The sequence below is a fragment of the Streptomyces sp. NPDC059828 genome, from assembly GCF_042731955.1.
GTDB lineage: Bacteria > Actinomycetota > Actinomycetes > Streptomycetales > Streptomycetaceae > Streptomyces.
The window spans coordinates 57,783-83,407 of record NZ_JBHWIW010000030.1 but is presented as its reverse complement, the minus strand read 5'-3'; the positions used below and the strand labels follow the sequence as shown (position 1 = coordinate 83,407).

Here is a 25,625-nt window from a genome sequence, read left to right as displayed (position 1 = left end):
GCGCATTTCCCAGGGCTGTTCCCAGGCGCGCCTTCGTGAAAGTCAGGCTGAATGCCGGAATAGTCGTTTATGCCCTCCGCTCACTCCCCTGGGTGATCTGCCGCGTACCCATAGTCCGTTCGGGCCATTCAAGATTGGGCCCGAAGGGGGTGTTGCGCTGTGCCCGCCTTCCGTAACGTCCTCAACTGGCAGCGGTGAATATGCCGCTTGCCGCCGTGGGGGAGCCTCGATTCGGGAGAGGACGGCGCCGGAATGGGCTGGGTAACCGACTGGAGTGCGCAGGCAGCCTGCCGCACTACCGATCCGGATGAACTGTTCGTGCAAGGAGCGGCGCAGAACAGGGCCAAGGCGGTATGCACCGGATGTCCGGTGCGTACCGAGTGCCTGGCTGATGCGCTCGACAATCGTGTCGAATTCGGTGTTTGGGGCGGAATGACCGAGAGGGAGCGGCGCGCACTGCTGCGCAGGCGCCCCACGGTCACCTCTTGGCGCAGGCTCCTTGAGACCGCGCGTACCGAGTACGAGCGGAGCGCGGGCCTCCTGCCTGTGGGCCTGGAGGACGACGAGACGTACGAGACGTATGCGGCAGCCGGGTAGGTAGTCGAATCAGGCAGTCGGCTCGGCTGTCGGTCAGGTCCCGTCCAAGTCCGGACGGGGCGTGTGCTCGGCAAGCCCCCACGCCTGTCGGCTGCCTAGCGCGCAGCTCCGGCCGGAGTACCACCGGTCGCGAGCCGCTCACCGATGGCCCTGAGCCCCGCGAGGTCGTGCACATCGCCGGGCAGGGCCCCCACTTCGGCCACCGCGACCTCCGGATGGAGCGTCCTGAACCGGTCGCGGGTCCGCTGCTCACGGGCGAGCACCTGCATCCGTTCGGCATGCAGGCGCAGCAGACCCGCGGTCAGTTGTTCCGTGGGGGCAGTGGGCGCCGAAGGAGAGCGTACGGGGGCTTCTGAGTCCTCAGGACTGGACTCCACGGTGGGAGAGGTGCCCGTGGAGCCACGAACACGAGTCTTCCCGGGCTCCTGATCCACAATGCCGGCCTCATCAAGATTTTCCGCAGCGGCAAGCGCCCGCTCGGCCGACAGCCTGGCGGCCCCGCTTCCGTGGACCCGGTTGAGCACCAGCCCAGCCAGCGGCATCTCCTCCGCCGCCAGCCGTTCCACGAAGTACGCCGCCTCGCGCAGCGCGTCCCGCTCCGGGGCGGCGACCACCAGGAACGCGGTGCCGGGCGCCTGGAGCAGGCGGTAGGTGGCATCCGCGCGGGTACGGAAGCCGCCGAACATCGTGTCCATGGCGGCGACGAAGGTCTGGACGTCCCGCAGTAGCTGACCGCCCAGCAGCTTCCCGAGCGTGCCGGTCATCATCGACATGCCGACGTTCAGGAACTTCATCCCGGCCCGGCCGCCCATCTTTGCCGGGGTCATCAGCAGCTTGATGAACTTGCCGTCCAGGAACGACCCGAGCCGCTTGGGAGCGTCAAGGAAGTCCAGCGCCGAGCGCGACGGCGGAGTGTCGACCACGATCAGGTCCCACTCCTCGCGGGCCCGGAGCTGCCCCAGTTTCTCCATCGCCATGTACTCCTGCGTGCCCGCGAAGCCTGCCGACAGGGACTCGTAGAAGGGGTTCTCCAGGATTGCGCGAGCTCGCGCCGGATCCGCGTGCGCCTCGACGATCTCGTCGAAGGTCCGCTTCATGTCCAGCATCATCGCGTACAGCTCGCCCTCGCCCGGGATACCGTCGACCCGGCGCGGGATGTTGTCGAGCAGATCGATGCCCATCGACTGGGCGAGCCTGCGCGCCGGGTCGATGGTCAGCACGACCGCCTTGCGCCCGCGCTCAGCCGCTCGTACGCCCAGGGCCGCCGCAGTCGTGGTCTTGCCCACGCCGCCCGCTCCGCAGCACACGATGATGCGAGTGCCCGGGTCGTCGAGCAGCGGATCGATGGCGAGCGACGGCCCGTCCTCCAGGGAGCTGCCTTGTGTCATGGGCGGCGGCGTCATCCGTTCTCCCAGCTGTTCCGGTTGTCGCTGTCGCTGTCGCTGTCGCTGTCGCTGTCGCTGTCGCTGTCGCTGCTGTCGCTGCTGTCGCCGGAGCCACCGTTCGTGCCGGTGTCGCCGTTCACGCCCAGTTTCCGCAGCTCGGTGGCGAGCTGGTACAGCCCGGCGATATCGACTCCTTCGCTCAGCAGCGGCAGCTCATACGTCGGCAGACCCAGCGAGCCGAGCGCGGTGCGTTGCTCGCGCTCCAGCTCCACCCGCTGCGCGTGTTCGGCGGCCTGCTCGAGCAGCGGGCCGACCAGCCTGGCCGCCCCGCTCACGCCCGCAGCGGTCAGCGACTTGGCGATGTCCTTGCGGCGGGCGGCGGTCGCCGCCGTACGGACCGCCTCCTCGTCCAGAATGTGCGGCCGCACCATGTTGACGATCACGTTCCCGGTGGGGAGATCCGCTTCACGAAGCTCGGCGACGCCGTCCGCGGTCTCCTGGACGGGCATCTCCTCCAGCAGGGTCACCAAGTGGACGGCGGTCTCGGGGGACTTGAGGACCCGCATCACGGCCTGGGCCTGATTGTGTATCGGGCCGATCTTGGCCAGCCCCGCCACCTCGTCGTTGACGTTCAGGAAGCGGGTGATCCGGCCGGTGGGCGGGGCGTCCATCACGACGTAGTCGTATGCGTAACGGCCCTGGCCGTTCTTCGAGTCGGAGGTGCGGCGGCGTACGGCCTCGCAGGCCTTGCCGGTCAGCAGCACGTCCCGGACACCGGGGGCGACGGTGGTCGCGAAGTCGATCGCACCGAGCTTCTTCAGCGCCCGGCCCGCGGTACCCAGCTTGTAGAACATCTGGAGGTAGTCGAGCAGCGCCCGCTCGGCGTCGATGGCCAGCGCGAAGACCTCGCCACCACCCGGCGCGACCGCGATCTTGCGTTCCTCGTACGGCAACGCCTCCGTCTCGAAGAGCTGTGCGATGCCCTGTCTGCCCTCGACCTCCACGAGAAGTGTGCGCTTCCCCTCGGTGGCGAGGGCGAGCGCAAGGGCGGCGGCGACCGTCGTCTTACCGGTACCGCCCTTGCCGCTGACGACCTGAAGCCTGCTCACGTCTTCGAGCCTAACCAGTCGGCCCGTGCGCTACGCACGAGACCCAGGACCCTTGTGGTCCCGCGTCACGAGACCGTGCGCCCGGGCGGCTAAAGTCGGCTCCATGACCAAGTGGGAATACGCGACCGTGCCCCTTCTCGTGCACGCGACCAAGCAGATCCTGGACACCTGGGGCGAGGACGGCTGGGAGCTCGTCCAGGTCGTCCCCGGGCCGAACAACCCCGAGCAGCTCGTGGCCTACCTGAAGCGGGAGCGGGTCTGATGGCCGGGGCGGGCGCCGTAGAGGCGAAGCTCGCCGAGCTCGGCCTCACGCTTCCGGAGGTCGTCCCGCCGCTGGCCGCCTACCAGCCGGCCGTGCAGTCGGGGCCTTACGTCTACACCTCGGGGCAGCTCCCCATGGTGGAGGGCAAGCTCCCGGTCACCGGCAAGGTCGGTGCCGAGGTGACGGCGGAGGAGGCCAAGGAACTGGCCGCCACCTGTGCGCTCAACGCGCTCGCCGCCGTGAAGTCCGTCGCCGGCAGCCTGGACCGCATCGCCCGGGTCGTGAAGGTCGTCGGCTTCGTCGCCTCCGCTGCCGACTTCACCGGCCAGCCCGGCGTCATCAACGGTGCGAGCGAGCTGCTCGGCGCGGTACTCGGCGACAAGGGCGTGCACGCCCGCAGCGCGGTGGGCGTGGCGGTACTGCCGCTGGACGCCCCGGTCGAGGTCGAGGTCCAGGTCGAGCTCGTCCAGGACTGAGCAGCTCGCCCAAGGCTGAGCAGTCCGTACAGGGCTGAGCGGACTGAAAGGTCCGTAGTGGTTCGTACAGCGCGGGGCGTCCCTTCCAGGACGCCCCGCTTGTCGTACGTGTCGGCCACCCCTCGAACATCCACGCGTAAGCGCATAGCATCCGCCCATGTCCAATGGTCAGTGGTACCCACCGGAATGGCCCGAGCGGATCAGGGCGCTCGCCGCCGGCGAGCTCGCCGCCGTGAGGCCGAGGCGCGCGGCCACCGTCATGCTGCTCAAGGACACCTCAGAGGGCGTGCACGTCCATATGCTGCGTCGCCGCGCCTCCATGGCCTTCGCCGGAGGTGCGTACGCCTACCCGGGCGGCGGAGTGGATGAGCGGGACGCCAGGCCGGTGCGCTGGGCCGGTCCTTCCCCGGCCGAGTGGGCGGTCAGGCTCGGCGTCGAGGACGAGGCCTCCGCGCAGTCCATCGTGTGCGCGGCGGTACGCGAGACCTACGAGGAGGCGGGCGTCCTGCTCGCCGGCGAGACCGCGGACACCGTCATCGGGGACACCACCGGGGACGACTGGGAGACGGACCGGGCCGCGCTGGTCAACCGGCAGCTGAGCTTCGCCGAGTTCCTGGACCGCAGGGGCCTGGTGCTGCGCTCGGATCTGCTGGGCGCCTGGGCGCGCTGGATCACCCCCGAGTTCGAGCCGCGCCGTTTCGACACCTGGTTCTTCGTCGCCGCCCTCCCGCAGGGCCAGCGAACCCGGAACGCCTCGACGGAGGCCGACCGCACCGTCTGGATCCGACCGGTGGACGCCGCCGCTGGGTATGACAAGGGCGAGCTGCTGATGATGCCGCCGACGATCGCCACCCTGCGGGTGCTCGTACGGTACGGAGCCGCCGTGGACGCCCTCGCGGCGGCTGGCGGGCAGGACCTCACGCCCGTCCTCGCGCAGGCGCGTCTGGAGGGGGGTGAAGTGGTGCTGAGCTGGCCCGGTCACGACGAGTTCACCAAGCACATCCCCACCTCTTCTGCCTTGCCCATCTCGCCCACCTCACCCGTCGAACCGGACGGATCCGCCGGATCTGCGGGAGACCCCCGATGAGCGACGCCGCAGCCCTCCCCGGCCAGCCGCGCGGCGCCGTCGTGTCAGGGCCGGCGACCGCGCGGGCGGTCAACGTCCTGGCTCCCAACGCCTCCGCGATGACCCTGGACGGCACCAACACCTGGATCGTCGCCGAGCCCGACTCCGAACTCGCGGTCGTCATCGACCCCGGGCCGCTCGACGACGGGCACCTGCGGAATGTCATCGCGATGGCCGAGAAGGCGGGGAAGCGGGTCGCACTGACCTTGCTGACACACGGACATCCGGACCATGCGGAGGGCGCGGGCAGGTTTGCCGAACTGACCGGCACAAAGGTGCGTGCCCTGGACCCGGCGCTTCGCCTCGGCGACGAGGGGCTCGCGGCCGGCGATGTGATCCGTACCGGTGGTCTTGAGCTGAGGGTCGTCCCGACGCCTGGCCACACCGCCGACTCGCTCTGCTTCCATCTGCCCGCCGACCGCGCCGTCCTGACCGGCGACACGATCCTGGGGCGCGGCACGACGATGGTCGCCCATCCCGACGGCCGCCTCGGGGACTACCTCGACTCACTGCGGCGGCTGCGCTCGCTCACCGTCGACGACGGGGTGCACATGGTCCTCCCGGGGCATGGCCCGGTTCTGGAGGACGCGCAGGGCGCGGTGGAGTTCTATCTCGCCCATCGCGCACATCGCCTCGCCCAGGTCGAGACGGCCGTGGAGAACGGCCACCACGCGGCGGCCGACGTGGTGGCGCATGTGTACGCCGACGTGGACCGGTCGCTGTGGCCGGCTGCTGAGCTCTCGGTGCGGGCGCAGATCGAGTACCTGCGGGAGCACGGGCTGATCCCGGAGACGGGCTGATCCCGGAGCGACGGCGACTGTTCCGGGGCTGAGGTCCACGGATCCGGGCTGAGGTCCACGGATCCGGGCTGAGGTCCACGGACCCCGGCTGACGGCGAGTGATCAGGGTTGGCGAAGGCGGCTGGATCCCCTCACGCGGGAAGACCGCCCCCACCTGTGGGCTGCGCCCCGCCGTGTCTTACGCTCCGCTTACTTTCGGCATTTCATCCCTGGGGGGAATCACGGTGTTCGTCCTGTTCATCCTGCTCGTCATCGCCGCCGTGGTGCTGTTCGTCGTATCCCGCGGCAACGGCGGCCGCCGCGGGCTCAAGATAGGCGCGGCGGCCGCGCTGATCGCCGGTGTGTTCGCGGGGATCACCAGCTGTGTCTACGTCGTCAGCGCGTACGAGGTCGGTGTGCCCGTGACCTTTGGAAAGGTCGGCTCGCCCCTGACCTCCGGAATGCACCTGAGGTCGCCGTTCACCAACGTCACGACCTTCTCCACTCGTCCGGTCGACCTCAATCTCTCGGACAAGGACGTGGTCGAGGTGCGGTCCAGCCAGGGTGGCGTGATGTACGCGGAGGTGACCGTGAAATGGGCGGTGACTCCTGCGAAGTCCGTGGAGCTCTACCGGCTGGCGGGCAGCGAGGACGCCATCCAGCAGCGGCTTGTCTACCCGGACAGCCGGGAGATCATCCGCAACGTGTTCGCCCGCTACACGAGTGAGCAGGGCTACGCCTCGGCCCGGGAGAAGATCAACACCGAGATCGGTGGCCTGATCAAGGAGCGGCTGGCTCCGCGCGGTATCGATGTGACCACGGTGAACCTGCGCAATGTGCGGCCGTCGGACAGCCTCCAGGACCAGATCGACCGCAAGATCCAGCAGCAGCAGGCCACGGAGCGGGCGACCGAGGCGGCTCGTACGGCCAAGGCGGAGGCCGAGCGCCGCCGTATCGAGGCGGAGGGCATCGCCAAGGCGAACAAGATCCTCAACGACTCGCTCACGGACAAGGTGATCATGAACCAGTGCATTGACGCCTTCCGGGAGGCAGCGGCCAAAAACCCGGTCTACGCGGTCCCCTGCGGCGGTGGCAGCGGAAACCCGCTGATCGTCGACGGCACGAAGCGCTGACCTCAGTCCGTCCGACCCGAAACGCGAAAACCGAAACGCGGATGGGCGCCTCCCGGATCACTCCGGGGGCGCCCATCCGCGCGTTTCCGTGTGGTGTCGGCACCGAGCCATCGCCGCGGCCGATGCCCGGCAGACGTAGCTAGCGCGAGCGCTTCGCGAGGCGCTCCACGTCCAGCAGGATCACGGCGCGCGCCTCCAGGCGCAGCCAGCCGCGCTGGGCGAAGTCGGCGAGTGCCTTGTTGACCGTCTCGCGGGAGGCGCCGACGAGCTGGGCCAGCTCCTCCTGGGTCAGGTCGTGAACGACGTGGATGCCTTCCTCCGACTGCACGCCGAAGCGGCGCGATAGATCGAGGAGGGCGCGGGCGACACGGCCCGGGACGTCGGAGAAGACCAGGTCGGACATCTGGTCGTTGGTCTTGCGCAGTCGGCGCGCGACGGCTCGCAGCAGGGCCGTGGCCACCTCGGGGCGGGCGTTGAGCCAGGGCTGGAGGTCGCCGTGGCCGAGGCCGAGCAGCTTGACCTCCGTCAGCGCGCTGGCCGTGGCCGTACGCGGACCCGGGTCGAACAGCGAGAGCTCGCCGATCAGCTCGCCGGGGCCGAGCACCGCCAGCATGTTCTCGCGGCCGTCGGGCGAGGTGCGGTGCAGCTTCACCTTGCCCTCGGTGACCACGTACAAGCGGTCCCCGGGGTCGCCCTCGTGGAAGAGCGCGTCGCCGCGGGCGAGTGTCACTTCACTCATCGAGGCGCGGAGCTCCGCGGCCTGCTCGTCATCGAGCGCCGCGAAGAGCGGGGCGCGCCGCAGAACGTCGTCCACGAGTTCTCTCCTTGTCGACCTGCTCAGGGGACGGTGCTCCCCATGATGCCGCACAGCAAAACAGTGCGATCGATCACAAGGATCCATCACAAGTCTGACGCACCGGCGTGTCCCGTTGTGCTTCAGGGGCCGATTCGGGTGGTGATCGGCCATGCCCGGGGCGGATGTCGGTGGCGGCCTTTAGGCTGGCCGGGTGTCCAATTCGCCGGTGAGAGTGCAGGCCAAGGGGGCCGGAAGAGTGTCAGGGGAGCAGGATTCCGCTGTGGGCGAACATGATTCGCCCACGCCGACAAAAGTAGCAAAAGAGGCAAAGAGGAAGCCCTCCTCTCCGAAGGAGGTCGCCGCCAAGAAGGCCGCCGCGAAGCCGGAGTCCCGGCTTGCGATGGTCCGGCGTGCCCGCCGCATCAACCGCGAGCTGGCCGAGGTGTATCCGTACGCCCACCCCGAGCTCGACTTCCAGAGCCCCTTCCAGCTGCTGGTGGCCACGGTGCTGTCCGCCCAGACCACCGACCTGCGCGTCAATCAGACGACCCCTGCGCTCTTCGCCAGATACCCCACCCCTGAGGACATGGCCGCGGCCGTTCCGGAGGAGATGGAGGAGCTCGTCAGGCCCACCGGCTTCTTCCGGGCCAAGACCAAGTCCTTGATCGGCCTGTCCACGGCCCTCCGCGACGACTTCGGCGGCGAGGTCCCGGGCCGCCTCGAAGACCTGGTCAAGCTGCCGGGGGTGGGCCGCAAGACGGCGTTCGTGGTGCTGGGCAACGCCTATGGCGTGCCCGGGATCACCGTGGACACCCACTTCATGAGGCTCGCCCGCCGCTGGAAGTGGACCACGCAGGAGGATCCGGTCAAGATCGAGGCCGAGATCGCCGCGATCTTCCCCAAGAGCGAATGGACGATGCTCTCCCACCGGGTCATCTTCCACGGCCGCCGCATCTGCCACGCACGCAAGCCCGCCTGCGGTGCATGCCCCATCACCCATCTGTGCCCGTCGTACGGCGAGGGCGAGACGGACCCGGAAAAGGCGAAGAAGCTGCTCAAGTACGAGATGGGCGGCTATCCGGGCCAGCGGTTGAATCCGCCGCCGGACTATCCCGGCAAACCCGCCCCTCCGCTGGGCGCTTCATGACGCCGTCCGGCCCCCTGCTCTGGGCCGGCCCCGGGCCGCGGGCCGGGGTCAGGAACGATCCTGGACGCGGTACGCGTTGCACACCACGGGGGTGCTCATGACACGCACGGACGAGATGTACGACGGCGAGCTGGCCGTGACGAGCGAAGGCCTGCCCGACTGGCTGCTCCCGGTGGCCGAGGCTGTCAGGACGGTCGCTCCCGAGCAGCTCAGCCGCTTTCTTCCGCCCGACGACGGCGGTCGTCAGTCCGCCGTGCTGGTGCTCTTCGGCGAAGGCTCGCAGGGGCCCGAGCTGTTGCTGATGGAGCGCGCCAGCAGCCTGCGCTCCCATGCGGGGCAGCCCTCCTTTCCCGGCGGCGCCCTTGATCCCGTGGACGGTGACCCCGCCACGTCCGGCCCGTTGCGCGCTGCCTTGCGGGAGGCCGAGGAGGAGACCGGTCTGGATCCGGCCGGCGTACAGCTCTTCGCTGTGCTGCCCCGGCTCTACATCCCGGTGAGCGGCTTCGTCGTCACACCCGTTCTCGGCTGGTGGCGCGACCGCAGTCCGGTCGCCGCCGTCGACCCTGCGGAGACCGCCCGGGTCTTCACCGTTCCCGTGGCGGATCTCACGAATCCGGCAAATCGGGCGACGGCCGTCCATCCCAGCGGCTTCCGGGGGCCCGCGTTCCTGGTCGCATCCGCGCTGGTCTGGGGTTTTACCGCGGGGGTGATCGACCGGATCCTGCATTTCGCCGGTTGGGAGCGCCCCTGGGACCGGGGGAAGCAGGTCCCGCTCGATTGGCGGCCATGAGACCGTTGCTCACGTGCCGAACCCCAGCCGGACGGAGTGCCGGACGACGAAACTGCGAGGCAAACGACGGTGAACGTGCTGGACATCCTGCTGCTGGTAGCCGCCGTGTGGTTTGCGATCGTCGGGTACCGCCAGGGCTTCGTCGTCGGCATTCTCTCGGTGATCGGTTTCCTCGGCGGCGGACTCATCGCCGTCTACCTGCTGCCGGTCGTGTGGGACCAGCTCACCGATGAGGCCGAGGTCTCCACCACAGCCGCTATCGTCGCCGTCGTGACCGTGATTGTCTTCGCCTCGGTCGGGCAGGCCTTCACCACCCACCTCGGCAACAAGCTCCGCCGTTACATCACCTGGTCCCCGGCGCGTGCCCTGGACGCCACGGGCGGTGCGCTCGTCAACGTGGTCGCGATGCTCCTCGTCGCCTGGCTCATCGGCTCCGCCCTCGCGGGCACCTCCCTGCCGACCCTCGGCAAGGAGGTCCGGAACTCGAAGGTCCTCCTCGGGGTCTCCGAGGTGCTGCCCGCCGAGGCCGCCACCTGGACGAACGATTTCTCCTCCGTCCTTGCGCAGAACGGCTTCCCGCAGGTCTTCAGCCCGTTTGCCAAGGAACCCATCACCGAGGTGCGCGCTCCCGATCCGGCGCTCGTCAGCAGCCCGGTGGTGACGCGTGCCCAGCGTTCCATCGTCAAGGTCGTCGGCACGGCCACGAGCTGCAACAAGGTGCTGGAAGGCACGGGCTTCGTGTTCGCCGAGCGCCGGGTCATGACCAATGCGCATGTCGTGGGTGGCGTCGACGAGCCGACCGTCCAGATAGGCGGTAAGGGCCGGCTCTACGACGCGAAGGTCGTCCTCTACGACTGGCAGCGCGACATCGCCGTACTCGACGTCCCGGACCTCAAGGCCACTCCGCTCCCGTTCACCGGGACCGACGCTCGTACGGGTGACAGCGCGATCGTCGCGGGCTTCCCTCAGAACGGCGGGTACGACGTGCGGTCGGCCCGGGTCCGTGGCCGCATCGACGCCGACGGTCCGGACATCTACCGCAGGGGCGAGGTGCGCCGCGACGTCTACTCGCTGTTCACGACCGTCCGCGAGGGCAACTCGGGCGGGCCGCTGCTCACCCCGGAGGGCAAGGTCTACGGGGTGATCTTCGCCCGGTCGCGTGACGACGCCAACACCGGCTATGCGCTGACGGCCGACGAGATCCGCGATGACATCACGCTTGGAGCCCGGGCCAACCAGCAGGTCGACAGCCAGGGCTGCGCCTTGTGACATCTACGGGGCGCCGCTCGCGACGCCCCGTAGGACACGGATACGACGACCTGCCGGCCCGACCGCCAGGGTGCTGTCGCGTCAGCCGCGCGGATGGCGCAGCCGTGCCGAGACCCAGCGGGCCCGGCGCCGGAGGATACGAGGGATCCCGAGCCGGGGATCGTGGCCCTGCGTCTGCGAGCCGCCCCTCTCGTAGCCGATCGGCGCGGAGGCCGAGCGGGAGTTGCGTGCTGTGTCACCGTAGTCGTGCGTCCAGCCCATACCCCGACGTGTGCCCGGGCCCCAAGGTCGGTAATCGCATCCGGGCCCGCCAATTGGCCTATGCGCGAGGCAATACCCGTTCGTCGTACGTCTGTTCGCTGACCGTCCGCTTCGCGGCCGGCTTACCGGTCGGGCTCGGGGTCCTTGAGCCAGCCGATGAGCTCCTTGGAGAACGCCGCCGGATCCTCCTCGTGGGGGAAGTGGCCAAGGCCGTCGAAGAGGCGCCAGCGGTACGGTGCCTCGACGTACTGACCCGATCCCGCGGCGCTGCGCGTACGCATCGCCGCGTCCAGGGAGCCATGCAGATGGAGCGTCGGCACCCGTACCGGGCGCTTCATCCGGCGATTGAACTGGATGCCGTCCGGGCGGGCGAGCGAGCGAACCATCCAGCGGTACGGCTCGATCGAGCAGTGCGCCGTCGACGGAATGGACATCGCCCGCCGGTACACCTCGATCGCGTCGTCATCCGGCTGCCGTGGCCCGGACCAGTCCCGGATCAGACGGCCCACCAGGTCCGCGTCATCAGCCACGAGTTGACGCTCAGGAAGCCATGGCCGCTGGAAGCCCCAGATGTACGAACCTGCGCGGCTCTGCGCGAAGTCGCCGAGCATCGACGAACGCCAGCGGCGCGGGTGCGGCATCGACGAGACCACGAGTCTGCGCACCAGCTTGGGACGCATCACCGCCGCGGTCCAGGCGAGGTAGCCGCCCAGGTCGTGCCCGACCAGCGCGGCGTCCGGCTCGCCCAGCGAACGCACCACACCGGTGATGTCGAGCGCAAGGTTCGCCGGGTCGTAGCCGCGCGGCGTACGGTCGCTGCCGCCCACGCCGCGCAGGTCCATGGCCACGGCCCGGAACCCGGCGTCGGCGAGCGCCGTGAGCTGATGCCGCCAGGTCCACCAGAACTGCGGAAAGCCGTGCAGGAGCAGCACCAGCGGCCCGTCGCCCAGCTCGGCGATGTGGAAGCGCGCGCCGTTGGCCGCGACGTCCCGATGGGTCCAGGGGCCCTCGATACGTACGGGGCCGCCCGAGCCCGAGCCGTTGCCGGAGCCCGCGCCGACACCGTTGCCGGAGCCGGCGCCGTTGCTGGGAGCGCTGCCGCGGGCGCCGTGGCCGCCAGGACCGTCGGGGCTTTTTTCAGGGACCGTCATGCGGATGAGCGTGCCACAGCTGTGGACGAGTCCTCGTCCTGACGGGGGTGCGGCTTGACGTTCCCCAGGACCGCGGCGGTCTGCTTCGCAGAGGCGATGGACCTCTCCGGAGGCTTCACCTTCTTGAACTTGGACATGGCGATCAACGCCATCAGCCCCGCGATCAGCAGGAACGCCGCGCCCACGATCAGGAATGACCAGGCGAGACCGAGGCCGAGATTGTGGATCCCGTAGGCGGCGGCGAAGCTCAGCACCGGCAGCGAGAACAGTGCGAGCACTCCCGCGACGCTGATGGCCGCACCACCGGTCACCCCGCGCTTGACGTCCTGGCGGAGCTCAGCCTTGGCCAGTGCGATCTCGTCGTGCACCAGGGCCGACATCTCGGCGGTCGCCGAGGCGACCAACTGACCGAGTGTCCGGTCGGGGCCGATCAGCCGGACCGGTCCGACCGTGTCGCCGGTGACTTCGACGGCGCCGGCGGTCTTCGGTGCGCCGCTGCCGGGGTGGCTCATCGCTGACTCCCTCTTCATCAACTCTGCTTGGTTTCGGTCGTCTGCACTGCGTATCCGTTGAGATCTGTTGTCAGATCATGCCGGACTGTCGCCGTCGCCGCGCGATGCCCCCGCTAGTTCCGCCTTGCGGCGGTGTTCCGCGGCCTTCGCTTCGTAGAGCGCGGCCATCCTCAGGTGGTACTCCGGCTTGCCCTGCTCGTAGATGTCCGGGATGCCGTCGTGGTCCTCGTCGCGCTCCTCCTCCTCGCACAGCGCCTGGTAGGTGCGTACCCGCAGCTTCAGCAGTACACAGGCGAAGACGGCGGCGATGACCGAACCGGCCAGCACCGCGGCCTTGACCTCGTCCATCAGGGCGGTGTCGGTGGCGAAGGCGAGCTCGCCGATGAGCAGCGAGACGGTGAATCCGATGCCGGCCAGTGAAGCTACGGCGAAGACATCGGCCCAGGCCAGGTCCTCGTTGAGCTCGGCCTTGGTGAAGCGGGCGGCGAGCCAGGTGCCACCGAAGATGCCGATGGTCTTGCCGACCACCAGGCCGAGCACCACGCCGAGAGTCTCCGGCCTGGTGAAGACCTCCTGGAGTGCGCCGCCCGAGACGCTGACACCGGCGGAGAACAGGGCGAACAGCGGTACGGCGATCCCGGCCGAGACCGGTCGTACGAGGTGCTCGATGTGCTCACCGGGGGAGTGCGGCTCGCCCTCCTGCCTGGTGCAGCGCAGCATGAGGCCCATGGCGACCCCGGCGATGGTGGCGTGGACGCCGCTGTTGTACATCAGGCCCCAGATCACCAGAGCCAGCGGTATGTACACGTACCAGCCGCGCACGCCCTTGCGCAGCAGCAGCCAGAACACGCCGAGTCCCACGACCGCCCCGCCCAGTGCGGCGAAGTTGAGGTCCGCGGTGAAGAAGATCGCGATGATCAGGATCGCGAAGAGGTCGTCGACGACTGCGAGGGTGAGCAGGAACGCACGCACGGCGGAGGGCAGCGAGGTGCCGATCACGGCGAGTACGGCGAGGGCGAAGGCGATGTCGGTCGCGGTCGGCACCGCCCAGCCCGCGGTGGAACCGCTGCCCGCGATGTTGACCAGGGTGTAGACGAGAGCGGGTACGGCCATACCGCAGATGGCGGCGACGACGGGAAGCGCGGCGGCCTTGGGGTCGCGCAGCTCACCGGCGACCAGCTCCCGCTTGAGCTCGATACCGGCGACGAAGAAGAAGATGGCGAGCAGTCCGTCCGCCGCCCAGTGCTCCACGGAGAGGTCGAGGCCGAGTGCCGCGGGGCCGAAATGGAAGTCGCTCACAGCCTCGTAGGAGGCGCCCAGGGTGTTCGCCCAGATGATCGCGGCGATCGCGGCGGCCAGGAGCAGGATGCCCCCGACGGTCTCGGCGCGCAGTGCCTCAGCCACGAAGTTCCGCTCGGGGAGGGAGAGACGTCCGAGGAACTTACGCGGTCCCGAGGCCGGGGTGGCGGGTGTCGGTGCGGGTGGGGGCGCGGCCACGGGCGGAGACCTCCGGTCGGGTAGGCAGGGCGAAGCACATGCCGACCAGACTTCCCGGCGCACCTGAGGTTTCTTGTTGCATTGTTGACGCAGTCGTTACTTTACCTAAGAAGTCGCCCTGATGCGCAAGGGTGAATCCGGTGATCTTCACCTTAGGTGCAAAAGGGGCACCCGGCCTGTCGCTCCGGGTGCCCCAGGGAAAGCGGTCGACTCCGCGCGGCGGGTCTCAGTCCTCCGAAGGTGCGCCGGGGAGCTTGGACTGGATGAGGTCCATGACGGTGGAGTCGGTGAGGGTGGTGACGTCGCCGAGCTGCCGGTTCTCCGCGACATCACGGAGCAGACGGCGCATGATCTTGCCGGAGCGGGTCTTGGGGAGCTCCGCGACGGGCAGGATGCGCTTGGGCTTGGCGATCGGGCCGAGGGTGGCGCCGACATGATCGCGCAGCTCGGTGGACAGGCCCTCGTCCTCCTGGGCGGTGCCACGCAGGATCACGAAGGCGACGATGGCCTGGCCGGTGGTGTCGTCGGCGGCGCCGACGACAGCGGCTTCGGCGACCTTGGGGTGGGAGACGAGGGCGGACTCGACCTCGGTGGTGGAGATGTTGTGCCCGGAGACGAGCATGACGTCGTCCACGCGGCCGAGGAGCCAGATGTCGCCGTCCTCGTCCTTCTTGGCGCCGTCACCGGCGAAGTACTGGCCCTGGAACCGGGACCAGTAGGTGTCGATGAAGCGCTGGTCGTCTCCCCAGATGGTGCGGAGCATCGAAGGCCAGGGCTCGGTCAGGGTGAGGTAACCGCCGTGGCCGTCGGCGACCTCCTGGCCGTTGTCGTCGACGACGGTCGCGCTGATGCCGGGCAGCGGGCGCTGGGCGCTGCCCGGCTTGGTGTGGGTGACGCCGGGGAGGGGCGAGATCATCATCGCGCCGGTCTCGGTCTGCCACCAGGTGTCGACGACGGGGGTGGCGCCGGCACCGATGTGCTCGCGGTACCAGACCCAGGCCTCGGGGTTGATGGGCTCACCGACCGAGCCGAGGACGCGCAGGCTGGACAGATCGAACTTGGCGGGGATGTCATCACCCCACTTCATGAAGGTGCGGATCGCCGTGGGGGCGGTGTAGAGGATGGTGACCCCGTACTTCTGGACGATCTCCCAGAAACGGCCCTGGTGCGGGGTGTCGGGGGTGCCTTCGTAGATGACCTGGGTGGCGCCGTTCGCCAGGGGGCCGTAGACGATGTAGGAGTGACCGGTGACCCAGCCGATGTCGGCGGTGCACCAGTAGACATCGCGGTCCGGCTTGAGGTCGAAGACGGCGTGGTGCGTGTACGCGACCTGGGTGAGGTAGCCGCCGCTGGTGTGCAGGATCCCCTTGGGCTTTCCGGTGGTGCCGGAGGTGTAGAGGATGAACAGCGGGTGCTCGGCGCCGAATGCCTCGGGCTCATGCGTGGCGGACTGGCGCTCGACGATGTCGTGCCACCACAGGTCACGACCCTCGGTGAAGGCGGTGTCCTGGCCGGTGCGGCGGATGACCAGCACATGCTCGACCTGCGGGCAGGATGCCAGCGCCTGGTCGATGGCGGGCTTGAGCGCACTGGGCTTGCCCCGGCGGTAGCCGCCGTCGGCGGTGATGACGAGCTTGGCGTCGGCGTCCTGGATCCGGGAGGCCACCGCGTCGGACGAGAAGCCACCGAACACCACCGAGTGCGCGGCGCCGATCCGGGCGCAGGCGAGCATCGCCACCACGGCCTCGGGAATCATCGGCAGATAGATCGCGACCCGGTCCCCGGCGCTCACGCCCAGCTCGGTCAGCGCGTTGGCCGCCTTGGACACCAGGTCCTTGAGCTCGGCATAGGTCACCGCGCGGCTGTCCCCAGGCTCGCCCTCGAAGTGGATCGCGACCCGCTCGCCCAGACCCGCCTCGACATGCCGGTCCACGCAGTTGTACGCCACGTTCAGCGTGCCGTCCGCGAACCACTTCGCGAACGGCGGGTTCGACCAGTCCAGCACCTCCGTCGGCGCCTTGGCCCAACTCAGCCGCCGTGCCTGCTCTGCCCAGAACCCCAGCCGGTCCGCCGCGGCCTGTTCGTACGCCTCGGCCGTCACATTGGCGTCCCGCGCCAGATCGGCCGGCGGCGCGAACCGCCGCTCTTCCTTGAGCAGGTTGGCCAGGCTCTCGTTGCTCACGAGTTCTCCCTTTCCCAGGGCGTCCTATGTACCTATGTGTCCCAGGCCATAGCTCATCAGCCAGATGCCCGGGAGACAAGGGCCCGCGGGGAAATGGTGTAGACCTATGATCTTGAGTCGGCTCCCGTCTGTAGATCTGTACGTTCACACGTCCGGACGGGACGACCTCTCTCCTCCGGGTGGATGGAGAAGAGAGGCCACCCGTTCCCACGGACGTCGCACCCTGGAAGTTCAGGCGTGCGCCTGCTCCAGGGCTGACGGCTCGGAGGTCACCCGGTCGAACACCTCATCGACGCGGTCGCCGTACTTCTCGCCGTCCGCCAGCAGATATGCCTGCGCCTCTCCCACGTGGAAGTACATTCCGTGCAACTGGAGCGTGCCATCGGCCAGCCTTCGCGCCACGGAGTCATGCGCCCGCAGATGCTCCAACTGCTGGACGACATTGGTCAGACAGAGCTGCTCCACCGCGTCGGCCGGCAGCCTCCCGGCGATCCGGGCCCAGGAGTGGTGAGGCGAGTTCATCCTCTCCAGACTGGGCTGGCCATGCCGTAGCCAGCGCCGCAGCGGAGTCCCCTGGTCCTCGTCGTCCGGAGTGCCCTTCATCAGGGCATGCATGGCGCCGCAACCGGAGTGGCCGCAGACCGTGATCGAATCGACCTTCAGTACGTCCACCGCGTACTCGATCGCCGCCGCGACCGAGTCGTCCCCGCCTTGTTCGCCGGGCTTGGGAACCAGATTGCCGACATTCCGCACGGTGAACAGATCCCCCGGGCCGCTGGCGGTGATCATGCTGGTGACGAGGCGTGAGTCTGCGCAGGTCAGGAACAGTTGCGAGGGGCGCTGTCCTTCGCGCGCCAGCCGCGCCAGCTCCTCGCGTACCAGCGGAGCCGTGTTGCGCTGGAAGGAGCTCAGTCCGCTGGCCAGTTGATGCTGGGCATGCTCCGTACGCCGCTCGGGTGAAGCGGCGACCGGGTGCTCTCCGCAGTGGTGGTTCCGCCAGGGCGTCCAGGGACGGCAGCAGGCGTGCGACTCCAAGGCGGGCTCGGCGATCCGTCCCCCCGTACGCCCCGTGAACTCGACGGCTCCGCCATGTGCCTCATGGGTTGTCTGCCAGTCGTGCAGGGACTCGTAGGCCGCGTGGTCCATGAACGACCCGTTCAGCTCCACGACGGCCTCGGAGCCATGCGGCACCTTGCCGAGCGTGCGGCTCAGCCTCGGCACGGCCAGGAACGTCAACTGACCATGCACTCGAACCCGGTGGACGCCATCTCGCTGCTCCACGCCGATCCGCACCCTGGTCAGCCGATACAGCGCCAAGGCCACCGCCACGGCGATACCGACGGCCACGCCCTCCAAAACGCCGGTGAGGACGACACCGGCCATCGTGGCCACGTACACCAGCATTTCGCGGTTCCGCTTCACGCTGCGCAGATGGGTGATGTTGACCATCTGGATGCCGACGACCATGACCAGGGCGGCGAGCGCGGCCAGCGGGATCAGATCGAGCACGGGCACCAACAACAGTGCGGCGATGGCGATCCACACACCGTGGAGCATGGCTGAGTGACGACTGACGGCGCCCGCCGAGACATTGGCGGTGCTGCGCACGGCGACACCGGTGACCGGAAGTCCGCCCAGCGCGCCGGAGACGACATTCGCCGCGCCCTGCCCCCGCAGTTCCCGGTCGAGGTCGGCGCGTGGGACGCGGACGGCAGGCTCCTTGCGGGCCGCGGCCAGCCGGTCGATGGCGACGGCGGACAGGAGTGACTCGACGCTGCCGACCAGAGTGATGGTCAGAACGGCGGCGATCAGCCCGAGCACCGGGCCTTCCGGCAGCCCTGGCAGGGCGTGACTGCTCCACGACGGCAGGTCGACCCGGGGCAGACTGAGCCCGGCGACCGCGGCGAGGGCCGTCGCGGCAATGACCGATGCCAGGGCGGCGGGCACCTTTCTCACCAGCCGCCCCATCCCGCCAGGCACGCGCGGCCAGGTGAGCAGCACCGTGATGGTCAGGATGCTGACGGAGAGCGCGGCCGGTTGCAGGCCCGCCAGTTGGCCGGGCAGGGCGAGGACGTTGTCGATCGCGGAGCTCTGAGGGGTGCCACCGAGCACGATGTGCAGCTGGGCCATGGCGATCGTGACACCGATGCCGGACAGCATCCCGTGGACGATCGCCGGGCTGACGGCCAGCGCGGACCTGGCCACACGCAGGGCGGACAGGGCGAGCTGACTGAGCCCGGCAAGCACGGTGATGGCGCATGTCGTGCGCCATCCGTACCGCTGGATGAGGTCGGCGGTGATCACGGTGAGCCCCGCGGCGGGGCCGCTGACCTGGAGCGGAGCGCCGCCGAAGAAGCCCACGACGATACCGCCGACCGCAGCGGCCACGAGGCCGGCCTGGAGCGGTGCCCCGGTGGCCAGTGCGATACCGAGCGAGAGCGGCAGAGCGATCAAGAAGACGCTGATCGATGCGGAGATGTCGGCGCCGGCGATCCGGAAACCGGTGCCGGGCCCTCGATCGCCGCGGCCGCCACCGAGCCGTCGTGGCTTGTCTGGCTTGTCGGGCTGATCGGGCGGACTGTGGGGGCTGTGCTCTACGTCATGCGTGCGAGAGGGAAAGTAGGCAGACATGGTCCCGTCTCCTCCGGGGCGGCGCGGTCGCGGTGTGTGGGGCGCGGCCGTGGGTCACGGCGTATCAGTGGCGGGATCTTCTGACCGGGAGCCTTGGCTAAGACCGCGAATCGGACAGAGTCTCAACTCTGAGTAAATGAATCGTAATGCAGAGTAAAGGCGGCTGCGTGACTTTCCCGGCAAATGGGGCATTGGTTCACCCGGTGGGGTGAGGAATCGGGCGGTCCGCTCTGGCTCCCGTGATCAGCGGTTCCGCGGTCCACGCCCGTATGTCTGCGGTGGCGGTGGCGGTGGCGGTGGCGGTGGCGGTGGCGGTGGCGGGGGCAGGGGCGGGGGCGGGGGCGGGGTGCGCGGTCACCGGCCCCCGGCCTGCCCGCCCAGGGGCCTCGCCCCGCCGACCGTGCCCGACCGCGGCCGGGCGTGTTACGCGTGCTGAGGGGCAGGTTCGGGTGCGCTGGCTGCCACGGCCGGTTCCCCGAGGGTGAACGAGGGGTCCACCTGTGCCGCCAGATCGGCCCCGGTCTTCGCGTTGCCCCAGCTCTCGGCGTTCTTCAGATGGAAGTGGACCATCTGGCGGGTATAGCGCTCCCAGTCGCGGTTCCCGTATGACCCGTCCGCCGTTTCTTGGAGGACGCGCAGCGCTTGACGGCTCTGCTCCTCCAACTGGCCGAAGTGGAGCGGGCGGCCCTTCTCCATCGCGCGCACCCAGTCCGACTGTCCGACCGTGACCAGCAGGTCCTCGCCCACCTGCTCGCGCAGGAAGTCGACGTCATCCGGGGACTGCACCTTGTTGCCGACCACTCTGAGGGCGACCCCGAAGTCCCGTGCGTATTCCTTGTACTGCCGGTAGACCGAGACGCCTTTGCGGGTGGGCTCGGCGACGAGGAACGTCATGTCGAAGCGCGTGAACAGTCCGGAGGCGAAGGAGTCCGACCCTGCCGTCATGTCGACCACCACATACTCGTCAGGGCCGTCGGCGAGGTGGTTGAGGCACAGTTCCACGGCCCCGACCTTGGAGTGGTAGCAGGCCACCCCGAGGTCGGATTCGGTGAACGGGCCCGTCACCATCAGCCGGATCTCGCCGCCGTCCAGTCGCATGGTCCGCGCGCAGGCCTCGTAGACCGGGTTGTCCTCGCGTACCCGAAGCAGCCGTGACCCCTCACCCGGGGGCGTGGTCTTGATCATGGTGTCGGCCGACGCGATCCTCGGGTTGGTCCCGCGCAGGTAGTCCTTGATCAGCGGCAGGCGCGCCCCCATGGCCGGCAGCGCCGCCGCCTCGTCCTCGTCGAGGCCGAGCGCCGTGCCGAGGTGCTGGTTGATATCGGCGTCCATCGCGATGACATGGGCCCGCTGCGCGGCGAGATGGCGAAGGAACAGTGAGGACAGCGTGGTCTTGCCACTGCCGCCCTTCCCTACGAAAGCGATCTTCATGTTCACCTAAGGTAGTCGCTCGACTGCTTTCGGTGTCGGCCGTGCGTGAAGAAGACCACTCCAATGTGGGGCGGACCTTCGGGACGCGTAGCCTCCCTACCTATGAGTACGAACGCTCCTGACCCCCTGGCCGCGCTCGGCGCCCTGCCCGGAGTCGGCGACGCTGTTGAGTCCATGCGCAAGGCCGTCGACCGTGTCTACGGCCACCGGGTCATGCGGCGGCGCAGCAACGAGGTCGCGTCCGAGGCGGCACTGCGCGGCGCCCGTGGTTCCGCGGCGCTCTCGGGGGCCGACTGGGCGCTGGAGGAGGTGCGCCGACGTACCGACTTCGGCGCCGAGAATGAGGCCCGGATCGTCGGAGCCGCTCTCAGGCTGTCCGCGGAATCCGGTCAGTTGCTCTCCATCTGGCGGCAGTCCCCTCTCCGGGTCCTGGCGCGGCTCCATCTGGTGGCCGCGGGAGGTGTCGCGCCGGACGAGGCGGTCGGTCGTCCCCGACTCGCGGGTGAAACGGCCGACGAACCGCTCGTCAACGCGCCGCTGCCGGATGCCGACGAGGTGGCTGCTCGTCTCGACGGGCTCTCCGGGCTGGTGATCGAGGGCAGTTCGGCCCCGGCCCTCGTGACGGCCGCCGTCGTACACGGCGAACTCCTCGCACTGCGCCCGTTCGCGTCGTACAACGGACTGATCGCCAGGGCGGCGGAACGCATCGTCCTCGTGGGCAGCGGTCTCGACCCCAAGTCGATCTGCCCCGCCGAGGTGGGTCACGCGGAGCTCGGACGGGCCGCCTACGCTGCCGCGTTTGACGGCTACCTGTCAGGGACCCCGGAGGGGATGGCGGCCTGGATCACGCACTGCGGGCGGGCCGTCGAGTTGGGTGTACGGGAGTCGACGGCGGTCTGTGAGGCGCTCCAGCGCGGCGCCGCCTAGACCCTGTCCTACCCGTTCGCTCGGCGGGGCCTGGCTGAAACCGACCCCACGGGGTCGGGCAATAGGTTGCGGCGGTACCGGAATTGGTACCGCCGCTGGCATGTCCGCTCAGTTACCAAGCGTCCTCGATATGTTGCCCATCAGGCCGGAAACTTTGTCCGTCACCTGGTGCGGCTGGCCCGTAATCGACGGGTCGACGTCGCGTGGGTGCTGATCGGCCATGCTTCGGTCCGTGGGGCCTTTGCTGCGTAGAAGGTGATCCTCTCGGATGTCCCAGGTCTCGCGGGCCGTTGAGTCCTTTGTACTCCAGCGGCCCGGCAAGCGGAACCCCTCCCTGCACTTCTTTACTTTTAGGTTCAAATACGGGCAATGGCGCTGCCGCGCCGTCGGCTGACGTACCAGACGAGCCCCGCGGTGGCCGCTGCCGCGCCGACCGCTGCCGCGGCGAGCAGAGCGGGCCGCGGCGGCATGGTGAAGCGGGGGAGGCGCTGCTTCAGACGTACCGGGCGGTTGAAGACGAGCACGGGCCAGCCGCGTGAGACCGCCTCGCGGCGCAGGGCGCGGTCCGGGTTGACCGCGTAGGCGTGGCCCACCGACTCCAGCATGGGGACATCAGTGACGGAGTCGCTGTACGCGTAGCAGCGCGACAGGTCGTATCCCTCTGACTCGGCGAGCTCCCGTACGGCTTCGGCCTTGGTCGGGCCGTAGGCGTAGTACTCGATCTCCCCGGTGAAGCAACCGTCATCGCCGACGACCATGCGGGTCGCGACCACGCGGTCCGCGCCGAGCAACTCGCCGATCGGCTCGACCACCTCGGCGCCGGAGGTGGAGACGATCACGACATCCCGTCCGGCGGTGTGGTGTTCCTCGATAAGGGAGGCCGCCTCGTCGTAGATGATCGGGTCGATCAGATCGTGGAGGGTCTCGGCGACGAGCTCCTTGACGTGACGGACGTTCCAGCCTTTGCAGAGTGCTGACAGATACTGACGCATCCGCTCCATCTGGTCGTGATCGGCGCCGCCTGCGAGGAAGACGAACTGCGTGTAGGCGGTGCGCAGTACGGCGCGCCGGTTGATCAGTCCTCCTTGGTAGAAGGACTTGCTGAAGGTCAGCGTCGATGACTTCGCAATGACCGTCTTGTCCAGGTCAAAGAACGCTGCTGCGCGCGGCAAGGAGTGGTTTTCCACGAAGCCGAGCATAGGCGCCCACCATTCGGCGTAAGCTGCGGCGTGTGGGTTTGCCTGAGAAGGCTCTCGGGTACACCATGGAAGTCACGGATCGTTCGCGACCGTGCTAACCCGGTCCGGCTCCTCCCCCCCCGAGTCGGCCGTGGGGACGACCCCCGCTCTCCCCCCCGGCGGGGGTCGTCGCATGTCCGGACGCGTTTTCGTCCCTCTCGCCGGATCGTTCGGCCCTTCCTGATGCTTCGCCGTGCTCCGCCGTGGCGCCCGCACACCCCTCCGCTTTTGTCACACTGTGTAGTTGGTGCGCTGCGCTCTGGAAGTCATACCGGAAGTCACTGGTATGGGTGAGTGAGATATTCACAAGTGGTGGGCCGTCCACAGTTTTCGAGCAAGATCCACATGATTTTCCGGCGCGCTGCACGGTGATTCCGGCCACGAAGTTCACGGGCCGAAGGAATCACTGATGAGGGCCGGTGCGCCGACCCTCTGGCATCCACCGCACTGCGCGGTGAGAGTCGGAGAAATCATGGTGGGTTCGCTCACATCTGCTACGTCCAGCGCATCCGATGCGCCCATGGCATCCTCGCCGTTCCCCGTGGCCCATCCGCATGCGGCATCCGCATGGTCCGGTCCGCCCCACGGATCCGGTGAGCCCGGCGCTTCCGGTTCCCGTACCGGCGTGCCTGGCGCGCACCACACCTCTGGTGCGCCGGAACCACCCGGTCCGTGTTCGGCTGCGGGTGAGCGGCGCGAAGGTCCGTTGATCCTCACCGAGGATCCGGAGCTTCTCGACGATCTCCTGAGGCTGTGCGCCGCCGCCGGGGTCGATCCGCAGGTCCACCACACGGTGCCCGAAGGGCTGGGGAGAGGAAGCTGGGACAGCGCCCCGCTCGTCCTGGTCGGCGACGACGCGGCCGCACGCTGCAGAGGAGCGTCCCGCAGGAGCGGGGTGCTGCTCGTTGGACACGACCAGGACGACCCCGGCGTCTGGCGGTCCGCCGTCGAGATCGGCGCGGACTGTGTGCTGCGGCTTCCCGACGCCGAGGGCTGGCTGGTCGATCGCATTGCCGATGTCGCCGAAGGGGTGGGCAGGCCCGCGCTGACCGTCGGGGTGATCGGAGGCAGCGGAGGCGCCGGAGCGTCCACGCTCGCCGGAGCTCTCGCCGTCACCGCGGCCCGGCAGGGGTGGCGGACGATGCTCGTCGACGGTGATCCCCTGGGCGGCGGCCTCGATGTCCTCCTCGGCGGAGAACACGCCGAGGGGAGACGCTGGCCGGAGTTCGCCACGTCGAAGGGCCGGGTGGCCGGGGGTGCGCTGGAGGAGTCTCTCCCCGCGGCGCACGGGTTGCGGGTGCTCAGCTGGGACCGCGGTGACATGGTCGCGGTGCCCCGGGAGGCGATGCGCGCGGTGCTCGCGGCAGCTCGCCGACGGGGTGGCGTGGTGGTCGTGGACCTGCCTCGCCGGGTCGACGAAAGCGCCGCAGAGGCCCTGGCGCAGCTCGATGCCGGGCTGCTGGTGGTGCCAGGGGAGCTTCGTGCGGTCGCGGCAGCGCGGCGCGTCGCGTCGGCCGTGGGCATGGTGCTCTCCGACCTGCGGGTTGTGGTGCGCGGGCCGTACGCGGCGGGGCTGGACGAGAGGTGGGTGGCCGACGCCCTCGGCCTGCCGTTGGTGGGCGAGCTGCCATGGGACACCGGGCTGAGCGCCGACCTGAACGGGGGAGTCCCGCCCGGAGTCGGATCGCGTGGGCCGTTGGCCCGGTTCTGCTCGGCGTTCTGGGAGCGGGCACACGCAGCCGGTGGTGCCAGGTGACCGCGGCATTGCTCGAAGCGGTGCGGCAGCGGCTGGCGGAGAGCGGTGCCGAGCCCACACCGGCCAGGGTGGCGGCGGCCCTCCGGGCGCAGGGGCGGCTCCTCGGCGACGCGGAAGTGCTCGGAGCAGCCGAGGAGTTGCGGTGCGAGCTGGTGGGGACCGGACCGCTGGAGCCGCTGCTCGCCGACCCCGCCGTGACGGACGTGCTGGTGTCCGCCCCGGACCGGGTCTGGGTGGACCGCGGCGGCGGACTCGAACTCACCGGCGTCACCTTCACCGACGCGGGGGCCGTGCGCAGACTGGCGCAGCGGCTCGCGGCAGTGGCCGGGCGGCGGCTGGACGACGCTCGCCCTTGGGTGGACGCCAGGCTTCCCGACGGCACGCGCATGCACGCGGTGCTGCCCCCGGTGGCGGTCGGCGCCGCCTGTCTCTCGCTGCGAGTGGTGCGACCCAAGGCCTTCTCCCTGAGCGAGCTCGTCGCGGCGGGCACGGTTCCACCGGGCGGCGACCGGCTGCTCAAGGCGCTGATCGCGGCGCGGATCTCCTACGTGATCAGCGGCGGCACCGGCACGGGCAAGACGACGCTTCTGTCCACGCTGCTCGGTCTCGTGGGCGAGCGTGAGCGGATCGTACTGGCCGAGGACTCCGCGGAGTTGCGGCCCGACCACCCCCATGTCGTCCGGCTGGAGTCCCGTCCGGCCAACCAGGAGGGAGCGGGCCAGGTCACCCTGCGGGACCTGGTACGGCAAGCCCTGCGGATGCGGCCGGACCGGCTGGTCGTCGGAGAGGTCAGGGGCGCCGAAGTCATGGATCTGCTGGCGGCGTTGAACACGGGACATGACGGCAGCGGCACCGTTCATGCCAATACGGCTTCCGACGTGCCGGCCAGGCTGGAGGCCCTGGGCACGGCCGCGGGTCTGGACCGGGCCGCGCTGCACAGCCAACTGGCCGCAGCCCTGTCGGTCGTGGTGCATCTCGTACGGGACCGGCACGGGTGTCGACGGGTCGCCGAGGTGCATGTGCTGGAGCGGGACGCGGCCGGGCTGGTGGTGACCGTGCCCGCGCTGCGCTGGGGCGCCACGGGCTTCGTGCGGGAGCGTGGCTGGGAGCGGTTGTGGGCACTGATCGGGGGTGCGTGGTGACGGCGGCGGCGCTGTGCGCCGCGGTCTG

23 protein-coding genes are annotated in these 25,625 nt (G+C 69.4%); 12 read left to right on the top strand and 11 right to left on the bottom strand.

Annotated elements, in window-relative coordinates:
• Nucleotides 1–252 precede the first annotated feature (252 nt).
• A complete protein-coding gene (locus tag ACFV6V_RS19410) occupies nt 253–597 on the top strand; it encodes a WhiB family transcriptional regulator (protein WP_202532472.1) in 345 nt (114 codons plus the stop codon).
• A gap of 95 nt (nt 598–692) precedes the next feature.
• On the opposite strand, the gene ACFV6V_RS19405 is transcribed toward ACFV6V_RS19410, so the two are convergent.
• Both ACFV6V_RS19405 and ACFV6V_RS19400 read right to left on the bottom strand, forming a co-directional pair.
• Nucleotides 693–2,000 carry an ArsA family ATPase gene (locus tag ACFV6V_RS19405; RefSeq protein ID WP_385566383.1) on the bottom strand — a complete coding sequence of 436 codons (1,308 nt, stop codon included), beginning with the start codon at nt 1,998–2,000 and terminating at the stop codon, nt 693–695.
• Nucleotides 1,997–3,091, bottom strand: a complete 1,095-nt coding sequence (locus ACFV6V_RS19400; protein ID WP_385566380.1) for an ArsA family ATPase — start codon at nt 3,089–3,091, stop codon at nt 1,997–1,999. Before ACFV6V_RS19400 ends, ACFV6V_RS19405 begins: the two co-directional genes overlap by 4 nt.
• A gap of 103 nt (nt 3,092–3,194) precedes the next feature.
• Here ACFV6V_RS19400 and ACFV6V_RS19395 point away from each other — a divergent pair, with 103 nt between their 5' ends.
• From ACFV6V_RS19395 to ACFV6V_RS19375, 5 genes are all read left to right on the top strand, one after another.
• Nucleotides 3,195–3,353 (top strand): DUF4177 domain-containing protein, encoded by a 159-nt coding sequence (locus ACFV6V_RS19395; RefSeq protein WP_361279786.1) that lies wholly within the window; start codon nt 3,195–3,197, stop codon nt 3,351–3,353.
• Nucleotides 3,353–3,829, top strand: a complete 477-nt coding sequence (locus ACFV6V_RS19390; RefSeq protein ID WP_361279787.1) for a RidA family protein — start codon at nt 3,353–3,355, stop codon at nt 3,827–3,829. Before ACFV6V_RS19395 ends, ACFV6V_RS19390 begins: the two co-directional genes overlap by 1 nt.
• Before the next feature lie 157 nt (nt 3,830–3,986).
• Nucleotides 3,987–4,916, top strand: a complete 930-nt coding sequence (locus tag ACFV6V_RS19385) for an NUDIX hydrolase (protein ID WP_385566377.1) — start codon at nt 3,987–3,989, stop codon at nt 4,914–4,916.
• Nucleotides 4,913–5,755, top strand: a complete 843-nt coding sequence (locus tag ACFV6V_RS19380) for an MBL fold metallo-hydrolase (protein ID WP_385566375.1) — start codon at nt 4,913–4,915, stop codon at nt 5,753–5,755. The genes ACFV6V_RS19385 and ACFV6V_RS19380 overlap by 4 nt, the downstream gene beginning before the upstream one ends.
• 224 nt (nt 5,756–5,979) lie before the next feature.
• A complete protein-coding gene (locus ACFV6V_RS19375) occupies nt 5,980–6,867 on the top strand; it encodes a prohibitin family protein (RefSeq protein WP_385566372.1) in 888 nt (295 codons plus the stop codon).
• 139 nt (nt 6,868–7,006) lie between these two features.
• Here the strand turns inward: ACFV6V_RS19375 and ACFV6V_RS19370 are convergent, their stop codons facing one another.
• Nucleotides 7,007–7,681, bottom strand: coding sequence for a Crp/Fnr family transcriptional regulator (locus ACFV6V_RS19370; RefSeq protein WP_108150862.1), 675 nt, complete (start codon nt 7,679–7,681; stop codon nt 7,007–7,009).
• A gap of 238 nt (nt 7,682–7,919) precedes the next feature.
• Between ACFV6V_RS19370 and nth the strand changes: the two genes are divergently transcribed.
• The 3 genes from nth to ACFV6V_RS19355 all read left to right on the top strand — a co-directional run bounded on the left by nth (nt 7,920) and on the right by ACFV6V_RS19355 (nt 10,869).
• Nucleotides 7,920–8,810, top strand: a complete 891-nt coding sequence (nth, locus tag ACFV6V_RS19365) for an endonuclease III (RefSeq protein WP_385566369.1) — start codon at nt 7,920–7,922, stop codon at nt 8,808–8,810.
• Between the two features lie 97 nt (nt 8,811–8,907).
• Nucleotides 8,908–9,600, top strand: a complete 693-nt coding sequence (locus tag ACFV6V_RS19360) for an NUDIX hydrolase (protein ID WP_385566367.1) — start codon at nt 8,908–8,910, stop codon at nt 9,598–9,600.
• Nucleotides 9,601–9,669: 69 nt separating this feature from the next.
• Nucleotides 9,670–10,869: a MarP family serine protease gene (locus ACFV6V_RS19355; RefSeq protein WP_385566364.1), complete on the top strand. Its 1,200-nt coding sequence runs from the start codon at nt 9,670–9,672 to the stop codon at nt 10,867–10,869.
• Between the two features lie 81 nt (nt 10,870–10,950).
• Here the strand turns inward: ACFV6V_RS19355 and ACFV6V_RS19350 are convergent, their stop codons facing one another.
• The 7 genes from ACFV6V_RS19350 to ACFV6V_RS19320 form a co-directional block, all read right to left on the bottom strand.
• Entirely contained in the window at nt 10,951–11,130 is a 180-nt protein-coding gene (locus tag ACFV6V_RS19350; protein ID WP_385566362.1) for a hypothetical protein, read from the bottom strand.
• A gap of 122 nt (nt 11,131–11,252) precedes the next feature.
• Nucleotides 11,253–12,281, bottom strand: coding sequence for an alpha/beta fold hydrolase (locus ACFV6V_RS19345; RefSeq protein ID WP_385566360.1), 1,029 nt, complete (start codon nt 12,279–12,281; stop codon nt 11,253–11,255).
• On the bottom strand, nt 12,278–12,793 hold the full coding sequence (locus ACFV6V_RS19340) for a phage holin family protein (RefSeq protein ID WP_385566359.1): 516 nt from the start codon (nt 12,791–12,793) through the stop codon (nt 12,278–12,280). Before ACFV6V_RS19340 ends, ACFV6V_RS19345 begins: the two co-directional genes overlap by 4 nt.
• A gap of 75 nt (nt 12,794–12,868) precedes the next feature.
• Nucleotides 12,869–14,290, bottom strand: coding sequence for a Na+/H+ antiporter NhaA (gene nhaA / locus ACFV6V_RS19335; protein ID WP_385566356.1), 1,422 nt, complete (start codon nt 14,288–14,290; stop codon nt 12,869–12,871).
• A gap of 226 nt (nt 14,291–14,516) precedes the next feature.
• Nucleotides 14,517–16,472: an acetate--CoA ligase gene (gene acs / locus ACFV6V_RS19330; protein ID WP_385566354.1), complete on the bottom strand. Its 1,956-nt coding sequence runs from the start codon at nt 16,470–16,472 to the stop codon at nt 14,517–14,519.
• Nucleotides 16,473–16,703: 231 nt separating this feature from the next.
• Nucleotides 16,704–19,103, bottom strand: a complete 2,400-nt coding sequence (locus ACFV6V_RS19325; RefSeq protein ID WP_385566351.1) for a bifunctional SulP family inorganic anion transporter/carbonic anhydrase — start codon at nt 19,101–19,103, stop codon at nt 16,704–16,706.
• A 423-nt stretch (nt 19,104–19,526) separates the two neighbouring features.
• On the bottom strand, nt 19,527–20,534 hold the full coding sequence (locus ACFV6V_RS19320; RefSeq protein ID WP_385566348.1) for an ATP-binding protein: 1,008 nt from the start codon (nt 20,532–20,534) through the stop codon (nt 19,527–19,529).
• A gap of 102 nt (nt 20,535–20,636) precedes the next feature.
• On the opposite strand from ACFV6V_RS19320, the gene ACFV6V_RS19315 reads away from it, so the two are divergent.
• On the top strand, nt 20,637–21,461 hold the full coding sequence (locus ACFV6V_RS19315) for an oxidoreductase (RefSeq protein ID WP_385566346.1): 825 nt from the start codon (nt 20,637–20,639) through the stop codon (nt 21,459–21,461).
• A gap of 356 nt (nt 21,462–21,817) precedes the next feature.
• On the opposite strand, the gene ACFV6V_RS19310 is transcribed toward ACFV6V_RS19315, so the two are convergent.
• Nucleotides 21,818–22,660 carry an HAD family hydrolase gene (locus tag ACFV6V_RS19310; RefSeq protein WP_385566343.1) on the bottom strand — a complete coding sequence of 281 codons (843 nt, stop codon included), beginning with the start codon at nt 22,658–22,660 and terminating at the stop codon, nt 21,818–21,820.
• A gap of 664 nt (nt 22,661–23,324) precedes the next feature.
• On the opposite strand from ACFV6V_RS19310, the gene ssd reads away from it, so the two are divergent.
• Both ssd and ACFV6V_RS19300 read left to right on the top strand, forming a co-directional pair.
• Nucleotides 23,325–24,455 carry a septum site-determining protein Ssd gene (gene ssd / locus ACFV6V_RS19305; RefSeq protein WP_385566413.1) on the top strand — a complete coding sequence of 377 codons (1,131 nt, stop codon included), beginning with the start codon at nt 23,325–23,327 and terminating at the stop codon, nt 24,453–24,455.
• Complete coding sequence (locus ACFV6V_RS19300) at nt 24,452–25,597, top strand: TadA family conjugal transfer-associated ATPase (RefSeq protein WP_385566341.1); 1,146 nt, start codon at nt 24,452–24,454, stop codon at nt 25,595–25,597. The genes ssd and ACFV6V_RS19300 overlap by 4 nt, the downstream gene beginning before the upstream one ends.
• Nucleotides 25,598–25,625: the final 28 nt, after the last annotated feature.

Excerpts from the sequence above, each read along its gene's own strand:
- ACFV6V_RS19410 (WP_202532472.1), top strand. The coding sequence starts at position 253 with ATGGGCTGGGTAACCGACTGGAGTGCGCAGGCAGCCTGCCGCACTACC.
- ACFV6V_RS19405 (WP_385566383.1), bottom strand. The coding sequence starts at position 2,000 with ATGACGCCGCCGCCCATGACACAAGGCAGCTCCCTGGAGGACGGGCCG.
- ACFV6V_RS19395 (WP_361279786.1), top strand. The coding sequence starts at position 3,195 with ATGACCAAGTGGGAATACGCGACCGTGCCCCTTCTCGTGCACGCGACC.
- ACFV6V_RS19390 (WP_361279787.1), top strand. The coding sequence starts at position 3,353 with ATGGCCGGGGCGGGCGCCGTAGAGGCGAAGCTCGCCGAGCTCGGCCTC.
- ACFV6V_RS19385 (WP_385566377.1), top strand. The coding sequence starts at position 3,987 with ATGTCCAATGGTCAGTGGTACCCACCGGAATGGCCCGAGCGGATCAGG.
- ACFV6V_RS19380 (WP_385566375.1), top strand. The coding sequence starts at position 4,913 with ATGAGCGACGCCGCAGCCCTCCCCGGCCAGCCGCGCGGCGCCGTCGTG.
- ACFV6V_RS19360 (WP_385566367.1), top strand. The coding sequence starts at position 8,908 with ATGACACGCACGGACGAGATGTACGACGGCGAGCTGGCCGTGACGAGC.
- ACFV6V_RS19350 (WP_385566362.1), bottom strand. The coding sequence starts at position 11,130 with ATGGGCTGGACGCACGACTACGGTGACACAGCACGCAACTCCCGCTCG.
- ACFV6V_RS19345 (WP_385566360.1), bottom strand. The coding sequence starts at position 12,281 with ATGACGGTCCCTGAAAAAAGCCCCGACGGTCCTGGCGGCCACGGCGCC.
- ACFV6V_RS19340 (WP_385566359.1), bottom strand. The coding sequence starts at position 12,793 with ATGAGCCACCCCGGCAGCGGCGCACCGAAGACCGCCGGCGCCGTCGAA.
- ACFV6V_RS19325 (WP_385566351.1), bottom strand. The coding sequence starts at position 19,103 with ATGTCTGCCTACTTTCCCTCTCGCACGCATGACGTAGAGCACAGCCCC.
- ACFV6V_RS19320 (WP_385566348.1), bottom strand. The coding sequence starts at position 20,534 with ATGAAGATCGCTTTCGTAGGGAAGGGCGGCAGTGGCAAGACCACGCTG.
- ACFV6V_RS19315 (WP_385566346.1), top strand. The coding sequence starts at position 20,637 with ATGAGTACGAACGCTCCTGACCCCCTGGCCGCGCTCGGCGCCCTGCCC.
- ACFV6V_RS19310 (WP_385566343.1), bottom strand. The coding sequence starts at position 22,660 with ATGCTCGGCTTCGTGGAAAACCACTCCTTGCCGCGCGCAGCAGCGTTC.